The sequence below is a fragment of the Zoogloea oryzae genome (assembly GCF_030161255.1).
In the GTDB taxonomy this organism is placed as follows: Bacteria; Pseudomonadota; Gammaproteobacteria; order Burkholderiales; family Rhodocyclaceae; genus Zoogloea; species Zoogloea oryzae.
This window is the reverse complement of the sequence record NZ_BSPX01000007.1, coordinates 23,801-41,060: the sequence shown is the minus strand read 5'-3', so window position 1 is coordinate 41,060 and position 17,260 is coordinate 23,801. Positions and strand designations below refer to the sequence as shown.

Annotated in this window: 13 protein-coding genes; 12 read left to right on the top strand and 1 reads right to left on the bottom strand. The window is 61.6% G+C overall.

All coding sequences use genetic code 11. From position 1 onward, the window contains the following. Positions 1 to 77: 77 nt before the first annotated feature. The 6 genes from QQK25_RS04210 to QQK25_RS04185 all read left to right on the top strand — a co-directional run bounded on the left by QQK25_RS04210 (position 78) and on the right by QQK25_RS04185 (position 4,284). Positions 78 to 677: a hypothetical protein gene (locus QQK25_RS04210; RefSeq protein ID WP_284186815.1), complete on the top strand. Its 600-nt coding sequence runs from the start codon at positions 78 to 80 to the stop codon at positions 675 to 677. Continuing rightward, complete coding sequence (locus QQK25_RS04205) at positions 661 to 1,065, top strand: hypothetical protein (protein WP_284186814.1); 405 nt, start codon at positions 661 to 663, stop codon at positions 1,063 to 1,065. The genes QQK25_RS04210 and QQK25_RS04205 overlap by 17 nt, the downstream gene beginning before the upstream one ends. Before the next feature lie 104 nt (positions 1,066 to 1,169). After that, positions 1,170 to 1,448 carry a hypothetical protein gene (locus QQK25_RS04200; RefSeq protein ID WP_284186813.1) on the top strand — a complete coding sequence of 93 codons (279 nt, stop codon included), beginning with the start codon at positions 1,170 to 1,172 and terminating at the stop codon, positions 1,446 to 1,448. A 2-nt stretch (positions 1,449 to 1,450) separates the two neighbouring features. Further along, positions 1,451 to 1,825 (top strand): hypothetical protein, encoded by a 375-nt coding sequence (locus tag QQK25_RS04195; RefSeq protein WP_284186812.1) that lies wholly within the window; start codon positions 1,451 to 1,453, stop codon positions 1,823 to 1,825. 382 nt (positions 1,826 to 2,207) lie between these two features. Further along, positions 2,208 to 3,410, top strand: a complete 1,203-nt coding sequence (locus QQK25_RS04190; RefSeq protein WP_284186811.1) for a tyrosine-type recombinase/integrase — start codon at positions 2,208 to 2,210, stop codon at positions 3,408 to 3,410. A gap of 706 nt (positions 3,411 to 4,116) precedes the next feature. Next, a complete protein-coding gene (locus QQK25_RS04185; protein ID WP_284186810.1) occupies positions 4,117 to 4,284 on the top strand; it encodes a hypothetical protein in 168 nt (55 codons plus the stop codon). A gap of 77 nt (positions 4,285 to 4,361) precedes the next feature. On the opposite strand, the gene QQK25_RS04180 is transcribed toward QQK25_RS04185, so the two are convergent. Next, the gene (locus QQK25_RS04180; RefSeq protein ID WP_284186809.1) at positions 4,362 to 7,841 is read right to left on the bottom strand and encodes a class I SAM-dependent DNA methyltransferase; all 3,480 of its coding nucleotides are present in this window, start codon (positions 7,839 to 7,841) and stop codon (positions 4,362 to 4,364) included. A gap of 842 nt (positions 7,842 to 8,683) precedes the next feature. Here QQK25_RS04180 and QQK25_RS04175 point away from each other — a divergent pair. The 6 genes from QQK25_RS04175 (at position 8,684) to QQK25_RS04150 (ending at position 17,254) form a co-directional block, all read left to right on the top strand. Continuing rightward, a complete protein-coding gene (locus tag QQK25_RS04175; RefSeq protein WP_284186808.1) occupies positions 8,684 to 9,859 on the top strand; it encodes a tyrosine-type recombinase/integrase in 1,176 nt (391 codons plus the stop codon). Between the two features lie 100 nt (positions 9,860 to 9,959). Beyond that, complete coding sequence (locus tag QQK25_RS04170) at positions 9,960 to 10,265, top strand: type I restriction-modification system subunit M N-terminal domain-containing protein (RefSeq protein WP_284186807.1); 306 nt, start codon at positions 9,960 to 9,962, stop codon at positions 10,263 to 10,265. A gap of 192 nt (positions 10,266 to 10,457) precedes the next feature. After that, positions 10,458 to 13,751, top strand: coding sequence for a helicase-related protein (locus QQK25_RS04165; protein WP_284186806.1), 3,294 nt, complete (start codon positions 10,458 to 10,460; stop codon positions 13,749 to 13,751). Continuing rightward, complete coding sequence (locus tag QQK25_RS04160; RefSeq protein ID WP_284186805.1) at positions 13,748 to 14,431, top strand: DUF4391 domain-containing protein; 684 nt, start codon at positions 13,748 to 13,750, stop codon at positions 14,429 to 14,431. The genes QQK25_RS04165 and QQK25_RS04160 overlap by 4 nt, the downstream gene beginning before the upstream one ends. Continuing rightward, positions 14,428 to 15,291, top strand: coding sequence for a DNA damage-inducible protein D (gene dinD, locus QQK25_RS04155; protein ID WP_284186804.1), 864 nt, complete (start codon positions 14,428 to 14,430; stop codon positions 15,289 to 15,291). Before QQK25_RS04160 ends, dinD begins: the two co-directional genes overlap by 4 nt. 1 nt (position 15,292) lies before the next feature. Continuing rightward, a complete protein-coding gene (locus QQK25_RS04150) occupies positions 15,293 to 17,254 on the top strand; it encodes a site-specific DNA-methyltransferase (protein ID WP_284186803.1) in 1,962 nt (653 codons plus the stop codon). Positions 17,255 to 17,260: the final 6 nt, after the last annotated feature.

Here is a 17,260-nt window from a genome sequence, read left to right as displayed (position 1 = left end):
CTCGCTACTTTTTCTCACGTCCTTGAAGCCCCCGCGGCCCTGTGTCGCCGGGGGCTTCGTCTTTCTGGAGTATTGCCATGTCCCACCCCGCCAACCCCACTAACCCCACCAGCCCCGGCCCGCAAACAAGCTACCTGCGCCTGCTCGAAGCGGACGCCCCCACCCTCAGCGGCAGCTCGGCGATTCGCTACGCGGTCTTCGCCAGCCCCGACCGCAGCCAGGTCTTCCTGACCATCGTCGGGAACCGGGGCGGCGGCAACTGGAACCGCGAGGTCGTCAGCCTTGCGGACATCGAAACGGCCCTCGCCGACGTGCCGGCGGGGGAGCCCTTCGGCTCGAAGCTGCTGCGGCTGGCCTTCGTCGGGCGCAGCAACAACAACCCGCCGTTCCTGGCCGCCGCGCTGGTCCACGCCGGCCTGCTGGCGCCCGCTGAGGGCGTCAAGCACAAGTTGGTGCGCACGGGAGACTGCGCGGCGTGGGCAGACGGCATGCTCGCGCACGAGGGCGAGCCCGTCCTCTTCCCGCCCGGCACGCCCGCCAGTGCGCACACGGCCGAACCTTCGACCAGCCCCGCGACAACCGCCGGCAAGCCGCTGAAGAAGGGCAAGCGCAGCGCGACCAACGCGGCCCCTGCCGCTGACCAGCACGAGGAAAGCGACCATGCTGACCATCCGTGACGAGGCGGACATGGCCCAGGTGGCAGACGCGGGGCTGCGGGCGCTGGTCACCCACCGCCTGGCCGACCTGTGCCAGGAAGACATCTGCGATCCGGACGTGCAGGGCTTTGTCGTCATCATGGAGCCTGGCGACAGCGTCGCCGCCGCCGAGGCGGCCATCGGCGCACCGCTGCTGAGGAACCCCGTGACGGGCCTGGAGTACGGCCACCCGGACTTCCAGCCGGTGGCCGAGTACATCGGCCGGCACGCGCAGTGGTACGAGGTCGTGGTCGTGCCCGGCGACGGTGACTTCGGGGTGATCCTTTTTGTGCCCCGCCGCCGGGACATCGAGCCGCGCCTGCTGGCGCTGTGCGCCGAGTATGCCGTCACCGAGTCGGCCCAGGTCTAGCCCGCGGCCCGCTCCGTCCCTAAGGGCCACGCCCTTCTTTCCTCCCTTCCCCGCCGACGCCCAAGACCTCCCTGTCTTGGGCGTTCTTCTTTTTGGAGCCCGAGATGTCTTCTTCCTGTCGCTTTCCCTCTGGCACGGTCGTCACCACACCCGGCGCCAGCGCCCTCCTGCGCGAGCACAACGTCGCTTTCGCCCCCCTGCTGGCCAAGCATCTGTCCGGCGACTGGGGCCAGGTGTCGGCCAACGATGCCCAGGCCAACGAGACAGCCTTGAGCGAGGGTGGCTACGTCCTCTCCAGCTACCCCGTGGGCGACCAGACAGTGTGGGTCATCACCGATGCGGACCGGTCGGTGACGACCTTTCTGCTGCCCAGCGAGTACTGACCATGCCCGCCTCACGCTATCCCGTTCCCCTCGACGCGGGGGTCGCCCGCCTCGTCCAGCAACTGGACGACGACCGCCGAGAAGCCTTCGAGGAGCGCGCCGGCATCCTCGAGTTCGACGCCAAGCTGCCCCGCCTGGAAGCCGAGCGGCAGGCCCTCGTGCAGACCTTGGCCCGTTACGGCTTCCCCGGCTCGCCGGACGTCCGCCTGCTGCAGGTCGAAGTCGGCGGCGCCACCCAGTGGCTGCTGTCCGGCAACGAGATCGCCGCCCGCCGCGTGCTGGCCGCCCGAGGGGCCGGCGAAGTCGTCGAGGTCGATCTCGCGAACACGCTGCACAGCCAGTTCGGCGGCCTCGCAGTGCTGGCGCTCTTCCCGTAGCCCGCCTGCCGGCGTCGTCCGGCGCCGAGTTCTGCAGCGAGAACCGGCAATCGACCGGGCGGCCGTCTGGCCTGCACCGGGAACAGGCCTCGTCCTTGAGCCATCGCCAGCCTCGGCCCGGGTTTCGGCCACACCCGCGTAGCTGCGCTGGCGCCGGACACGCGGATTTCAACGGCGCGGCGCTTTCCAGCCGCATCCCTTGCCTTGAGCGGCGTGTGCCATTGCGGCCGGTTTCATCAGTCCGCGTGCCGACTTAGCGAAAAAAAGACGACTTCCAAACAGCCCCGTAGCGAGTTCGGCCGTGCGCCACCCGCCTCCACCAGCCGCCCCGGTTCCCTGCCGGGCGCGGCTTTCTTTTTTCCCGTCTTCAAAGAGGCCCACCATGACCCAGAAGAAATTCGTCTTCACCAACCGCAACCTCCACGCCCTGGCCACCCACGACCCGAACTCGGCCTCCAAGGCGACCGAGTACTCCGACCAGACCGTCGCCGGCCTGAAGATGATCGTCGGCACCGGCAGCAAGCGCTTCGCCTTCAGGTACCAGACCGTGGGCGGGCGCAAGCGCTACGCACCGCTGGGCACCTTCCCGGCCATCGACGTGGCCGAAGCCCGCCGGCTCGCGCTGGAGATGCGCGCCATCGTCGATCGCGGCGGTGACCCGCTGGAAGACCGCGACCGCGTGAAGGCGATGCCGACGTTCCGCGAGTTCGTGCGCCAGGAGTACCTCCCCTACGCCTACCAGGCCAAGCCCGGCTCTGCCCACGACGACGAGTCGAAGTTCCGGCTCCACCTCGAACCCAAGTGGGGCGCCCTGCGCCTGTGCGACATCGGCACCCGCGACGTGCAGATGCACCACGCGGCGATGCGCCAGAGCCACAGCGCGGGCACGGCCAACCGCCACCTCGCCCTCATCTCGGCGACCTTCCGCAAGGCGCTGGAGTGGGGCCGGGTGGACCGCAACCCGGCCGCGGGCGTCAAGGCGTTCCGCGAGGAAAACCAGCGCCAGCGCTTCCTGACGTCCGACGAGATCGGCCGCCTCTTCGCAGCGATGGAGGCCGAGCCGAACCAGACCGCCGTGTCGGCGCTGAAGCTGGCCCTGTACTCAGGGGCTCGGCGCGAGGAAGTCCTGCAGGCCCGCTGGGAGCACGTTGATCTTCATGGCGGTCAGTGGTGGCTGCCCAAAACCAAGAGCGGCCGAGGGCGCTACATCGCCTTGTCGGACGAGGCCAAGGCGCTGCTCACCTCGCAGTCCAGCCTCGGCACCTCGCCGTGGGTCTTCCCGGGACGCTTCGGCGACAAGCCGCTCAACAACCCGCGCAAGACCTTCTGCCGGGTGCTGGCTGCCGCCGGGGTCGAGCACCTGCGCATCCACGACCTGCGCCACTCGTTCGCGAGCCTCGCGGTCAATGCCGGCGCGACCCTCTACGAGGTGCAGGACCTGCTTGGCCACAGCTCCAGCGCTATGACAATGAGATATGCTCATCTAGCAGACGCCGGACGTAAACGGGTCGTGGGCAAGGTCGGCGCGGTCGTCACCGCGGCCGTGCGGCAGGCGGCGGGTGACGAGGAAGACAAGGCGGCCTGACCACCCCTGCGGCAACAAGAACCCCGAACGGCCCCACAGCCGTTCGGGGGTTCGCGCTGGATTTTTTTCTCGGCACGACTCGCCGTCCCGCCGCTGGAGTCGCAACTACCCCCGCCGCTGCGCGTAAAAGGCGCAACAAGGGCGATCCCCCACCGACGCCTGGGGTCGGATCACCTGCACCGGGCAAGCGGGCTAGACGAGGCGAAAAACCGCCTGTCTGCCGTGGCGGGAAGAGACTGCACCGCGGGAACGACACGACGCGCGGCCGCCGGTTCGTGGAGGGCCGTACAGCGACGTCGTCGCGCGGGGCTGCGCCGCGCCGCGACCTCCGGCGCACTCGGGGTCGGCTTTCCCCCACCGGGCTACCGCGCTCCCCCACCACTTCCCCCTGCACCTGCGCCGGCCACGCGTTGGCACGCCTGGGCTTTCCCCTCTCACCCCAGTTTTCCCAGACCTCCGCCGGGGGGCGGCTGGCAGCCACCCCTGTCGGCAACAGGCCATTGTCTTCCCCTCCGGTAGCCCGACCATGTTCCCGCCTGACCTCGACCTCTCCTTGCGCACCTTCACTTCGCCCCCCACGACCACCGGACCAGTCCGTTTCGACTGGCTGCAGGCTGTCGTCCAGATCGCGGGGCGGTCGAAGGCGCTCCACGTTGCAGTCCTTCTCGCCTGGCTCGCTGCGCACCGGGGCAGGCCAGACGTCAGGGTGACCCGCCGACACATGGCCTTGTGGTCGCTGTCGCGGGACGCCTGCGGCGATGCGCTGCGCCTGCTCAGGGGGCACGGGCTGGTGCTGGTGTGGTCGGCGCCAGGACGTGCGCGTGTCGTCGTCCTGACGGAGCCGGGCAGCGACACGCCCTTGACGATCTCCTGACAGCAAGAACCCCGAACGGCATCGCGGCCGTTGGGGGTCTTGGTCTGCCTCATGCCCCGGCCGAGGCTGCAGGAACGCTACATCCCTCCGGCTGTCAGGCGGAACAGACCGGCCTCCTGCTGCACCCGACCCAACTCTTCCAGCGCCCCCAGCACCGACTGAACGCTGACCGTGGGCGAGCGCTTGAACTGCGTCGCGATGGCCTCGGCGGAACGCGCGCCGCCCTGCAGGCTGGCGAGCACGGCGGCGACCTGCTCGCGCATGCTCTTCGGCCACGCGGCCTTGCCGACCGGCTTGGCCTTGGCGTCGGGGGGCGCGGCCTCTTCCTCGCCCACCTCGATCTCGACCTGCTCCACCGGGCTGACCGTGCCTGCGCCGTGGGCGGGGTTCTGGTAGTCCGGCCGCAGCCAGCGCACCTGTCCCTTGGCTTCTTCCGCTGCGCGGGTGGCATTGAGGGCGACAAGGCGGAAAAGCAGTTCTTCCTCAGCCTCCGCCTGCTCGTCGGGCTTGTCCGGTAGCGGCGTGGTGGCGCCGGGCTTGCCCACGAGCTTGGCGGCCAGATCGTCCCAGCCGTAGGCGGCGAACACCGCGCGATCCAGCTCGTCGTGCAGCTCGCGCAGCACCGACACCAGCCCGTGCTCGTGGATGAGCTTTTCCTTGGCGGTCAGCGCCTCGCCGCTGCGCAGCTTTTCGAGGACGTTGTACATGCCCGTCAGTGTCACGTCGGCGTGGGCGGCCTGCTGGCGCTTGCGGTGGGCGTCGATCTGCTCGGCGAGCTGGCGGATGCCGTCAGCCTGGGTGTTGGTGGGCCGCGGGAAAGGGAACTTCTCCAAGCACATCGTCTTGACGTAAACCGAGTCGTTGCCCACTCCGAGCCAACTACCGGCCCTGAACGACCAGAGAACATGCAGACGGCTGCTCAGTACGCCCAGTACAACTGCGTCTTGAACTGCAAGGTTGATTAGCTTGTTGTCCGGCAGAATATCGGCGTCAAGAAACTGGAAGAGCCGATGCTTCGACGTTTCAACCGTGGAGATGTAGCGTGCCGCGCCATGCGCCATAACCCTCCAGTCCTTGCGGGCCTCGCCGAACAGCCACCAATTCTCGCGGTAAGTCGCTCGGTTGTTCTGGTCGCGCTCCGGTTTCACCCGTTCTAGCACCCACTGGTACGCAGCTGGGTACTCCGCTCTAACCCTTTCAGCCGATAGCCCATAAAAGTCAATCACCATGACTCCGCGCGGCCGGTTGGTAAGGTCTCGGCCATTGCGGTACTCACGAATGTGTTGATCAAGGCCCGGCACAACACCTAACCCAAGTTGCAGCCCCTCGGCAGGCGTGACAATGAAGCCAGCCCCATGCAGCTTCACTCCGGGCGAACTTACGCCCGCGTTGGCCTTGAGCGCTCGCGCGCTGGCAATGTCCGCACCGATCGTCAGGTCAGCGAAAATCCGCCCGCGGCGCTCCTGCAGGGTCACCTCGACTTCGTCCTGCCGCGTTTCCGTCTCGTCCGTTACCGTTAAACGACGCCCTTCCTCGACACCAGCCTGCCCAACTGTCATCGCAATACGCACCGCCGCCCCGTCTGCGGCATCCACCCAGGGGTGATCGGGGATCGCGAAGGCCAACGACAGCGGCGGCTTGGCGTCGAGTTGGGCCTGCACCACACGTCGGTTAAACGTCTGGCGGATGCTGTTGGTGGTGATGAAACCGAAGCGCTGGGCTTGCCCGGCACGCACCGCGTCACCAGCCATGTGCCACCAGTACATGACAAAGTCGGCCGACTCGGGCACTTGCTTCCAGGTGCCGCGCACCGCGTCCACGTAACCGTCCCCAAGGGCGCGGCGCATGGTGGCCGCACCGATGAACGGCGGATTGCCCACGATGTAGTCCGCCTTCGGCCACTCGGCCTTGCGGGAGTTGAGGTAGCGCACCTGCTCGACCCGGGCGGCCTCGTCCGGAACGGGCTCGCCGGTCACCGGGCTAACCTTGTAGGTCACGCCATCCCAGCACGTCAGCGGCTTGCCGTCGTCGCCCGTGACCACCTCGACGCCATCGTACGCAATGAGGGCATCTCGGTTCTCGATGTTCTTGAAGTCGCGCAGCACCGGCTCCGGCGGGTTCACGCTGCCGTGGGTGCGGAAGTGCCACTGCAGGTAGCCGATCCACAGCACGAGTTCGGCGATGCGCGCTGCCCGCGGGTTGATCTCGAGGCCGAGGAACTGGTGCGGGTCCACCGTGACCCCTTCCAGGGCCAGCAAACCTTGGGATTCGCCCAGGTCGTGCAGCAGGTTGAGCACTTCGCCTTCGAGGCGCTTCAGGTGCTCCAGGGTGACGTAGAGGAAGTTGCCGCTGCCGCAAGCCGGGTCAAGCACACGCAATTCGCACAGGTTGCGGTGGAAAGCCCGCACTTCCTCCACGGCCTCCTTGTGCTTGCCCTGCTGCTCGTAGGCGAGCGCTGCGACCTGCACCTCGCGCCACTCGGCCCGCAGGGGCTCAACGACGGTGGGCAGCACAAGACGTTCGACGTAGGCACGCGGGGTGTAGTGGGCGCCCAACTTGTGGCGCTCGCGCGGGTCGAGGGCGCGTTCGAGCAGGGTGCCGAAGATCGCCGGCTCCACGAAGCGCCAGTCGGCCCGCGAGGCGTTCAGCAGTAGCTCAAGCTGGTCGCGGTCGAGCGGGATGGCGCTGGCGTCGGCGAAGAGACCGCCGTTGAAGCGCAGTACCTTCTCTTCGAGGATCGGCGAAAAGCCGCCTGCGTTCATGCTCTGCCACAGGCTTTCGAGCATCGGCGCGAAGTTGGCGGGCTTGGTCTGCAGGCGCTCCAGCAACTGCGTGAAAGCTCGGTCGGGCAGCAGGCCGACGTCCTCCGCGAACATCGTGAAAAGCGCCCGCATCAGGAAGCTGGCGACCTTCTCGGCGGGGTGGTCTGCGGCCTCCAGGGACTTCGCCAGCGACGCGAGCTGGTCGGCGATCTGGCGGGTGACCCGCGCAGACTGGCGCGAGGGGTCGAGGGTCAGGGGGTCGAGCCAGACCGCGCGCAGGCGCTGGCGGACGTCTTCCTTGCGCAGGTCTTCCAGCCGGATGCGGTGGCTCTGGGGGTCGGGGAACGGCGTGTAGGTGGCGCCGGAGCGGCTGAACTCGGCGTAGAGCTCGATGTTGCGGCCGACGTCCACGACGAGGATGAAGGGCGGGCGTCCCTCGTCGGCGGGCAGCGCGCGGACGTACTGGTCGGCCTGGTTGTGGGCGCGCAGCATCGCCTTGTCCCAGCCGCTGGTGTCGAGGGTCTTGCCGGTCTGCTTCGCCTCCAGCACGAAGGAGCCGCGGCGGTAGAGGTCGATGAAGCCGTTGTTGCTGGTGCCGTCAGGCTGGCGGATGACGACGCGGCGCTCGAACACGTAGGCGTTGTCGCGGGTGTCGTCGCCTGCGGGGTCGGGCGTGGGCAGGCCAAGCAACGCGCACAGCTCGGTCAGAAAGAGCTGGTAGTTCGCACGCTCGCTGCCGCCAGCGGCGCTCCAGCGCTTGAGGAAGAGGTCGATCCCGTTGTCTGCTTCTGCCACCGCCGTGTCACCTAGAACCAAAGGGCGACATCTTAACCTTCTGGCATGGTTTGGCGGCTGCCCAGTGCCAGCCAAGTGACAACCTCGGGCAACAGACGCCACCTTTGACGCGCAAGGAGCCAAAGGTGGGAGCAAACCAGAGTTGATCAAAAAAAAGCCCTCAGTTCGAGGGCTTATTGATGTAGGTGAGAGGAGACACCGTTCGCTGCAAGACCCGCTGTTACTGCTGCCAGAGTACCTACAACTGCTTTACCTACTGCGAACATGACTGCCGAAAAAGTAATAATATTATCCATACCTGCTCCCTTCACTAAACTTGAGATAACTGTTTGAACAACCGAGAACTCACCAACAACCAGCGTGAGAATCCAACAGATCACAAAAAGGACAGCAGATCGGTTCAGCAGCGACGGATTCGAACCGCCCTCACCCCCGAAGCTTTAAGTTATATTAAGTATAAATTAATTTGATCGCTTTGTCAAGCACAAAACCGATCTCCTGACAAGATCCTCGCTCGCAAAAAAGGTCGGACCCGACAATGCCCCGGCCCGCGGAGTTTGACTCGCGTGAACGTAAAAACGCCGACCACATGGATCGGCGTTTTTACTTGGCATTTCTTGGTGGCCAGTCGCGGAATCGAACCACGGACACGCGGATTTTCAATCCGCTGCTCTACACCACACCCAGACTGATCACAATACACAATAAACCTTTTTATCAGTCACTTACACTCGGCAATCACCCCAACAAGATTGACCTCCATACCTCATTTTCGCCCCACAATGTAACCCCAGCGTTACCCCGTAGTATGATTGCTCACGCATTCGACCGGGGACGAAACGATGACCGCCACGCTGAACTTCACCAAGACTGCTCTTGAAGCGCTACCCCTTCCCGCCGCCGGGGCCAGGGTCGAGTACCAGGACTCGAAGACACCTGGACTCAGGCTGCGCGTAACGTCGTCAGGCGTTAAGACGTTCTGCATTTTCAAGCGAACCAAGTGCGGACAGCCGGAGCGGATCACCCTCGGCCGCTTCCCTGAACTCACGGTCGAGCTTGCACGCAAGGAGGCAGCGAAGGTGCTCGCAACGATTGCGTCAGGGGCCAACCCAGCCGAGACGAAGCGAGCTTTGAGGGCAGAACACACCTTCGGGGATTTGTTCCAGCAGTACATGGAGCGTCATGCCCGACCGCGTAAGGCCACCGCGAATGAAGACGAACAGCGCTACACCCAGTACCTCTTGAAGCCCTTGGGGTCGAAGCGACTCTCTCAGGTCACGCGCCAGCAGATAGCTACAATCCATTCCGACATCACGCGCGATGGGCATCCGGCGGTGGCAAACCGGGTGCTGGCTCTCGTGTCGTCTATCTTCGGGCGCGGCGTGGAGTGGGGTATCACGCAGGTCAACCCCGCCTTGGGAATTCGGCGCAATCCTGAGAAGAGCAGGGATCGCTTCCTTCAGACCGACGAGCTGCCAAGATTTTTTGCCGCCCTTGAAGAAGAGACGAACCCGATGCTCCGTGACTTCTTTCTCGTCGCCCTTCTTACCGGCGCAAGGCGTGCCAACGTCCTGGCCATGCGGTGGGACGAAGTCAGCCTTTCGGAAGGCGTTTGGAGAGTCCCCAACACGAAGAACAACACACCGCAGAACGTCCCCCTGACGGGCGAAGTGCTACGAATCCTCAAGGAACGTAAAGCCAACTCAACCGCATCGGAAGCCGAATTTGTCTTTCCGGGCACAGGCAAGACCGGACATCTGGTCGAGCCGCGAAAGGGCTGGGAGCGCGTGCTTGAACGCGCGGGACTCCAGAACCTGCGAATCCACGACCTTCGCCGCACGCTTGGCAGTTGGCAGGCGAAAACGGGCGCATCGCTCACGGTGATCGGCAAGAGCCTGAACCACAAGAGCCACCTCACCACGACAATTTACGCACGCTTGGACATGGACCCTGTGCGGGATTCAGTCGAGAAAGCAACGGAAGCCATGCTCCAGGCGGGGAAGAAAGCAGCCAAGTAAGCCCCCGAGTGGGCTTTGTCCCTCACTCCCTCTCGGCCAGTATCCATACGCTGCGGTATCCTTGGCGGGCTTTAGACTCGCAACGCATATCGGTCTTCTCATGGATCACACAGCGCACAACAAGATCGTCAGTTTCATCTGGTCCATCGCGGACGACTGCCTCAGGGATGTCTTCGTGCGCGGCAAGTACCGCGACGTCATCCTCCCGATGTTCATCCTTCGCCGCTTGGACTGTGGGTTAGAGCCTAGCAAGGAAGCGAACCTCCTAGAGCACCGCTTCCAGCGTAGAGACGCCGAGATGACTGATCTAGGACCTCATTGCTCAGGCGTTCTGCACGACTTGACCGAGATGTGCGTCTTCTACGAGATCATCTTCAGCCCCCAAAGAGCGCAAAACCCAGGATGAGCTCACTCACAGCGCCCAAAGGACGAAACCCTGTCCATCCGCACCTTGGCGGACATCAAGCAACTACCGCGGATGAGTGCAGAAAAGGACGCCGCTCCATCGCATCAATGATGGAAGTATTGGCCCTGAACAACGCGCACAAGCATGGCTTGAAGGTGGACGAGCGGTTCACGGAAATGAAAAAGGGACGCGATGGAGCTCATTGACAACATCAGTCGCCTTCTCGGTGACGACCTGAAGCAAACCCTCAAGCCCGGAGCGCGATTGAAGATCGCCGCCTCCTGTTTTTCGATGTATGCGTTTGAGGCACTGAAGCCCGAACTGGAGAAGATAGAGGAGCTGAATTTCATCTTCACCTCACCCACTTTCGTCGCCGATGAAGTGACCGACAAGATCCGCAAAGAACGCCGGGAATTCCACATCCCCAAGGTCGATCGAGAGCGAAGCCTGTACGGCAGTGAGTTTGAAATTCAGTTGCGTAACAAACTTACCCAGCGTGCGATTGCCAAGGAGTGCGCCGACTGGATGCGTCGCAAGGCCCGGTTCAAGAGCAACCGGACGAAGGCTCCCATGCAGCAATTCGCATGCGTGCAGTCTAAGGCTGGCGGCAGCGACAACACTGCCTACATGCCGCTGCATGGCTTTACGGCCGTCGATCTGGGATACCAGCAAGGCAACGCAGTGTCGAACCTCGTGAACAAGATGAACGAGCCGACTTTTGCCGCAACCTACCTTAGCCTGTTCGACCAGATCTGGAACAACCCCGAAAGGTTGGAGGATGTAACGCAGCAGATCTGCGATCACATCGCCTCTGTCTATCAGGAGAATTCACCCGAGAGCATCTACTTCCTGATGCTCTACAACATCTTCAGCGAGTTCCTCGACGACATTGACGAGGACGTACTGCCCAACGATCGCACGGGCTACCAGGACACACAGATCTGGCAGAAGCTATTCAATTACCAGAAGGATGCGGCCACCGGCATCATCAACAAGCTCGAAACCTACAGCGGCTGCATCCTGGCCGACAGCGTGGGCTTGGGCAAGACCTTCACGGCGCTGGCGGTGATCAAGTATTACGAACTGCGCAACCGTTCAGTGTTGGTTCTTTGCCCGAAGAAGCTCGCGGATAACTGGCTCAACTACAACCGCAACCTGAAGACGAACATCTTCGCCAAGGATCGGTTCAGCTACGACGTGCTGTGCCATACCGATCTGAGTCGCACCAGCGGTGAATCGTTTGGCACACCGCTCAACCGCATCAACTGGGGCAACTACGACCTCGTGGTCATCGATGAGTCGCACAACTTCCGCAACAACGATGCCTACAAGGACAAGGAGACGAGATACCAGAAGCTGATGAACAAGGTCATCCGGGAAGGCGTCAAGACCAAAGTGCTGATGCTCTCGGCCACCCCGGTTAACAACCGCTTCAACGATCTGCGCAACCAGTTGGCCTTGGCCTACGAAGGCGAATCGGAAAACCTCAGCAGACTGCTTAAAACCAGCAAGAGCGTGGAGGATATCTTCCGAGGCGCACAGGCCGCCTTCACCGTATGGTCAAAGCTGCCGCCAGAGGAGCGCACAGCCCGCGCCATTCTGGACTCACTGGATTTTGATTTTTTCGAACTGCTGGACAGCGTGACCATCGCACGCTCACGAAGGCACATCCAGACCTTCTACGACACGAAGGACATCGGCCAATTCCCCGAGCGCCGCAAGCCGCTTTCCTTCCATTGCCCGCTTACCCAGCGCTCGGACGTGTTGGGTTTCAACGAGATTTTCGAGCAGCTTTCACTGCTGAAGCTCTGCGTCTATACGCCAGCAGCCTACATCCTTCAAAGCCGGGTCAGGAAGTACATCGACCTTTACAACGCCCAGTCGGGTGACAAGAAGGAAAACCTCAGCCTGTACGGTCGCGAGAAGGGCCTGCAGGCACTGATGACCACAAACCTGCTCAAGCGTCTGGAAAGCTCGATCGAATCGTTCCGGCTGACCTTGCGATCCCTGCGTGGCAATCACGCCAACACACTGGCAACCATCCGCAGCTTCAATGAAGGTGGAGGTGTCGCCGCTGGTTCTTCTGAGGTAGCCGACCTCTCCGAAGTCCTGGAAAACCTGGACGCCGAGGATGACGATCTGTCGATCCTGAACGGTGGGGAGATTGGTGGCAAGGTCAAGATCAGCCTGGCCGACATGGACTTGCCCTCCTGGGAGCATGATCTGAGCGTTGATCTGCAGATCATCGATGACCTGCTGGCCTCGATGGACAAGATCACCCCCGAGGACGACGCAAAACTGCAGCACCTGAAAGCGCAGGTGCTCGACAAGATCGCCAGCCCGATCAACCCCGGCAACAAGAAAATCATAATCTTTACGGCTTTCGCCGACACCGCCGATTACCTCTACGCCAACCTTGCGCCGGAGCTGCTGGCGCAACGGCAACTCCACAGTGCCAAAGTCACGGGAAGCGGCGCCCCCAAGTCCACGCTCAAGAAGAGCTACGACTTCCAGGAACTTTTGACGCTTTTCTCGCCACGCTCGAAAGAGAAAGCGCTTGTTCTCCCACAAGAGCCCGCAGAGATCGACTTGTTGGTCGGTACGGACTGCATATCCGAAGGCCAGAACCTTCAGGACTGCGACTACCTGATCAATTACGACATCCACTGGAACCCGGTCCGCATCATTCAGCGCTTCGGGCGTGTAGACCGCATTGGCTCGCCCAATGCCAGCATCCAGTTGGTGAACTACTGGCCCGACATCTCGCTCGACGAATACATCAATCTGAAAGAGCGGGTTGAGAACCGGATGATGATTGCCGACGTGACGGCGACCGGCGACGACAACGTGCTTTCCGCGCAGGCCAACGATGTCACCTACCGCAAGGAACAGCTGCGCCGCCTGCAGGAAGAAGTGATCGAGCTGGAAGACCTCAAAACCGGCGTATCGATCACCGATCTCGGGCTCAACGACTTCCGCATGGACTTGCTGAACTACGTGAAGGCACATGGCGAACCCAGCCATGTACCTAACGGTATGCACGCCGCCGTGCCTGCAAATCCTGCCTTGGGTCTGGAGCCGGGGGTGATCTTTGCCTTGCGCAACCGCAACCCCGAGGTCAACGTCAATCAGCACAACCGGCTGCACCCGTACTACCTCGTTTACATCGGGTGCGACGGCACTGTCATCAATGATCACACGGAAGTCAAGCGCCTGCTGGACCTCGTGCGCAGCGGCTGCAAGGGTCACACAGAACCCATTCCCATCGCCTGCCAATCCTTCAATAAGGAAACGAGCGATGGAAGGAACATGGAAAGCTACTCGGAGCTGTTGAGCAAGGCCATCAGCTCGATGATCGCGGTGAAGGAAGAGAAGGACCTGGACAGCCTCTTCAGCGGCGGCAAGACCACCGCCCTGACCAATACCATCGGCGGCCTGGAAGACTTCGAACTCATCACCTTCCTTGTGATTCAGGAGGCCGCATGAGCGAATCTCCAGCCCCGCATCCAGCGCTGATCAACTACCCCAGGCAAGCCACGTTCGGGCGCGTACTGCCCAAGAACAAAATTTACGAGCACAGCGGGGCCAACACACGCCTGAAGGATCTGTTCGTAGAGCAGGTCGAACAGATTGTGTGGCAGTACAAGCTTGCGCCAGAAACCATCAACCTCCCCGCCAGGCCCGGCGTGCCGGAAGTACAGGTTTTTCGCATCGTGCTGAAAACGGGCGAACTATCCGTGGATGTACTGAAGTGCATCGACGGTGCCGTGCAGTTTCCCATCGTCTTTGAACTGGAGTACGGGGGAAAGATCAAGGTCATCGCTGCCCACAAGCGGCCCAGCGAGGCGGATGCCAGCAGATGGGTGCTCGGCGACTATTTTTCGACGGCTTGGATACCAGCCAACAACCCGCGCGGTGATATGCCCATGGTGCTGGACCTGGCAGGGCTCTACGAGGCCTTGCTACAAAGGCTGATTCCGCTGTCCCTCCGTGACCACGAAAGCTTTACCGCCTTGGTCGAACGCCTGGAGGGCGTGAAGGCCAAACAGCGCGAAATCGAGAAGGTACGCGCAAGGCTGGCGAAGGAAAAGCAATTTAATCGCAAAGTAGAGATCAACGCCATTTTGCGACAGCTGAACAACGAACTTCAGGAGCTTACCGTATGAGCGATGCGATCGTTCCACAGCTTACCGCCCGCTTTGACGAACTCAGTCAGCGCCTGCCGGATGAAGGCATCGAGTTCTGGTTTGCGCGCGACCTCATGGAAGCTTTGGGTTATGCCCGCTGGGAGAACTTCATCACCGCCATCAGGCGAGCGATTGAATCTTGCAAATCAACGGGTTATGACGAATCTGACCATTTTCGTGGCGTCACGAAAATGGTCAGGCTCGGCAGCGGCGCAGAGCGGTCGGTGGACGATTTCATGCTGACCCGCTACGCCTGCTACCTCGTCGCCCAGAACGGTGATCCGCGCAAGCAGGCCATCGCCTTCGCCCAGAGCTATTTCGCCGTGCAGACGCGCAAGCAGGAGCTGATCGAAGACCGCATGCGCCTGCAGGCGAGGCTGGAAGCGCGTGACCGCTTACGTGAGTCGGAGAAAACCCTCTCGCAAAACATCTACGAGCGAGGCGTCGACGACGCCGGATTTGGCCGAATCCGTGCACAAGGCGATTCAGCCTTGTTCGGCGGCAACACCACGCAAATGATGAAGAACAAATACGGCATTGTGCAGACACGCCCCCTGGCGGATTTTCTGCCCACGCTCACCATTGCGGCCAAGAACCTGGCCACGGAAATGACCAACCACAACGTCATGCAGGCTGACTTGCAGGGTGAGCGCGCCATTACCCGTGAGCATGTACAGAATAACCAGAGCGTGCGCGACATGCTCGGTCAACGCGGCATCAAGCCCGAACAACTACCCGCAGAAGAAGACATCAAAAAGCTGGAGCGGCGAGTGAAGTCGGACGAAAAGAAAATCGAAAAACAATCCGGCAAACTGCCAAAACCGGTTCAAGAGAATTGATATGGAAAAACTGAAAATGCATTCGCCTGATCTGACGCAGGACAACATCGCTCGCCTTCGTGAGCTGTTTCCCGGTTGCGTGACCGAGGCAAAATCCGAAGACGGAAGCGTGAAGTTGGCCGTGGATTTTGATCAGCTGCGACAAGAGCTATCGGGATCAGTCGTTGAAGGGCCGCAGGAACGCTATCACCTGAATTGGCCGGGCAAGCGGGAAGCCCTGCTGACGGCCAATGCGCCGATTGCCAAGACGCTGCGACCCAGCCGCAACGAAAGCGTCGACTACGACTCTACCAGGAACCTCTTCATCGAAGGCGACAACCTGGACGCACTGAAGCTACTGCAAGAGACCTACCTTGGAAAGGTCAAGCTGGTCTATATCGACCCTCCGTACAACACCGGAAAAGATTTCATCTACAAGGACGACTTCAGCACCGACGTTGGTGACTACCTGCAGCAGTCCAGTCAAACCGATTCAGAAGGCGGTCGTTTGGTCGCCAACACCGAGGCAAACGGTCGCTTTCACTCTGACTGGCTGAGCATGATCTACCCGCGATTGAAGCTCGCACGCAATCTGCTGCGAGACGACGGCGCGATCCTGATCTCAATCGACGACAACGAGGCCGATAACCTTCGCAAGATATGCGACGAAGTCTTTGGGGAAGAAAACTTCGTGGGCCAGATTGTCTGGCAGCGGTCCAAGAAGGGCGATTCAAAGCTGATCGCCAAAGTCCACGAGTACATCCTCTGCTACGTCCGTGACAAGGACTCGGTACTCGTCAATGGACCCTGGCGCCGTCCGAAGGAAGGTGCCGATCAAGTGCTGGCAAAGTATGCAGAGCTGCGAGCCAGCCTGGGAACCAACCACGAGGCTATCCGGGCAGAAATGCAGGCTTGGTACAAGCAGCTTCCGAGCGACGATCCTCGCAAGGCCCACAAGCACTACAACTGGTCTGATGACCGCGGGCTGTACTTCGCCGCTGACTTTGCAGGTCCGGATGACGGCCGTGAGTCTCGGCCACGCCACGACATCCTGCACCCAGTCACCGGCAAGTCGTGCAAGAAGCCGTCAACAGGTTGGCGGTGGGACGAGGAAAAGACCAAATGGGCTCTTGCGCAGACCCCTCCACGCATTCACTTTGGGCCTGACGAGACGACGATCCCGACCCGCAAAAGCTACCTGTTTGAAATCGACAGCGAGCCATACTCGTCCGTGTTCTATCGGGACGGACGTTCTGCGACGCTGGAAGTTGAAGAGCTTGTCGGCAAAGGCTGGTTTCCTTTCCCGAAGAACACCGATGTCCTAACCGAGTTGATCGAGCTGGTCACCAAGCCCAACGACATCATTCTTGACTTCTTTGCTGGTTCAGGCAGTACAGGGCATGCGGTCATGAAAGTGAATCAGGCGCACGGGTCCAAACGACGATTCATCCTGGTACAGATTCCCGAGGAAACAGGGCGTACGGGCTACGCGACGATTGCCGACATCACGAAAAAGCGTCTGCGAGAGGTCGGCAAGAAGATCACCTCTGGCGGCGTCATCGGTGCCGGGGACATCGGCTTTCGAGCGTTGAAGATTGATTCATCGAACATGGCCGACATCTTCTATTCACCCGATGCGTTGGAGAACTCCAACCTCGATATGTTCGTTGACAACATCAAGCCTGATCGCACTCCTGAAGACCTGTTGTTCCAAGTAATGTTGGATTGGGGCGTCGATTTGTCTTTGTCTATCATCAAGCAAACCATCCAAGGAAAAGAAGTCTTTTTCGTCGATGGCAATGCACTGGTCGCTTGCTTCGATGCCCACAGTGGCATCGATGAAGGCTTCGTCAAGGAGCTGGCGAAGCATCAGCCGTTGCGCGTGATGTTCCGCGATGCGGGCTTCAAGGACAGTGCCGTCAAGATCAATGTGGAACAGATTTTCAAGTCGCTCTCGCCGTCCACCGAAGTGAAATGCATCTAAGGGGTA

Coding starts and splice junctions, on each gene's coding strand:
- QQK25_RS04175 (WP_284186808.1), top strand. CDS start 8,684: ATGACCGCCACGCTGAACTTCACCAAGACTGCTCTTGAAGCGCTACCC.
- QQK25_RS04190 (WP_284186811.1), top strand. CDS start 2,208: ATGACCCAGAAGAAATTCGTCTTCACCAACCGCAACCTCCACGCCCTG.
- QQK25_RS04170 (WP_284186807.1), top strand. CDS start 9,960: ATGGATCACACAGCGCACAACAAGATCGTCAGTTTCATCTGGTCCATC.
- QQK25_RS04200 (WP_284186813.1), top strand. CDS start 1,170: ATGTCTTCTTCCTGTCGCTTTCCCTCTGGCACGGTCGTCACCACACCC.
- QQK25_RS04210 (WP_284186815.1), top strand. CDS start 78: ATGTCCCACCCCGCCAACCCCACTAACCCCACCAGCCCCGGCCCGCAA.
- QQK25_RS04205 (WP_284186814.1), top strand. CDS start 661: ATGCTGACCATCCGTGACGAGGCGGACATGGCCCAGGTGGCAGACGCG.
- dinD (WP_284186804.1), top strand. CDS start 14,428: ATGAGCGATGCGATCGTTCCACAGCTTACCGCCCGCTTTGACGAACTC.
- QQK25_RS04160 (WP_284186805.1), top strand. CDS start 13,748: ATGAGCGAATCTCCAGCCCCGCATCCAGCGCTGATCAACTACCCCAGG.
- QQK25_RS04150 (WP_284186803.1), top strand. CDS start 15,293: ATGGAAAAACTGAAAATGCATTCGCCTGATCTGACGCAGGACAACATC.
- QQK25_RS04195 (WP_284186812.1), top strand. CDS start 1,451: ATGCCCGCCTCACGCTATCCCGTTCCCCTCGACGCGGGGGTCGCCCGC.
- QQK25_RS04165 (WP_284186806.1), top strand. CDS start 10,458: ATGGAGCTCATTGACAACATCAGTCGCCTTCTCGGTGACGACCTGAAG.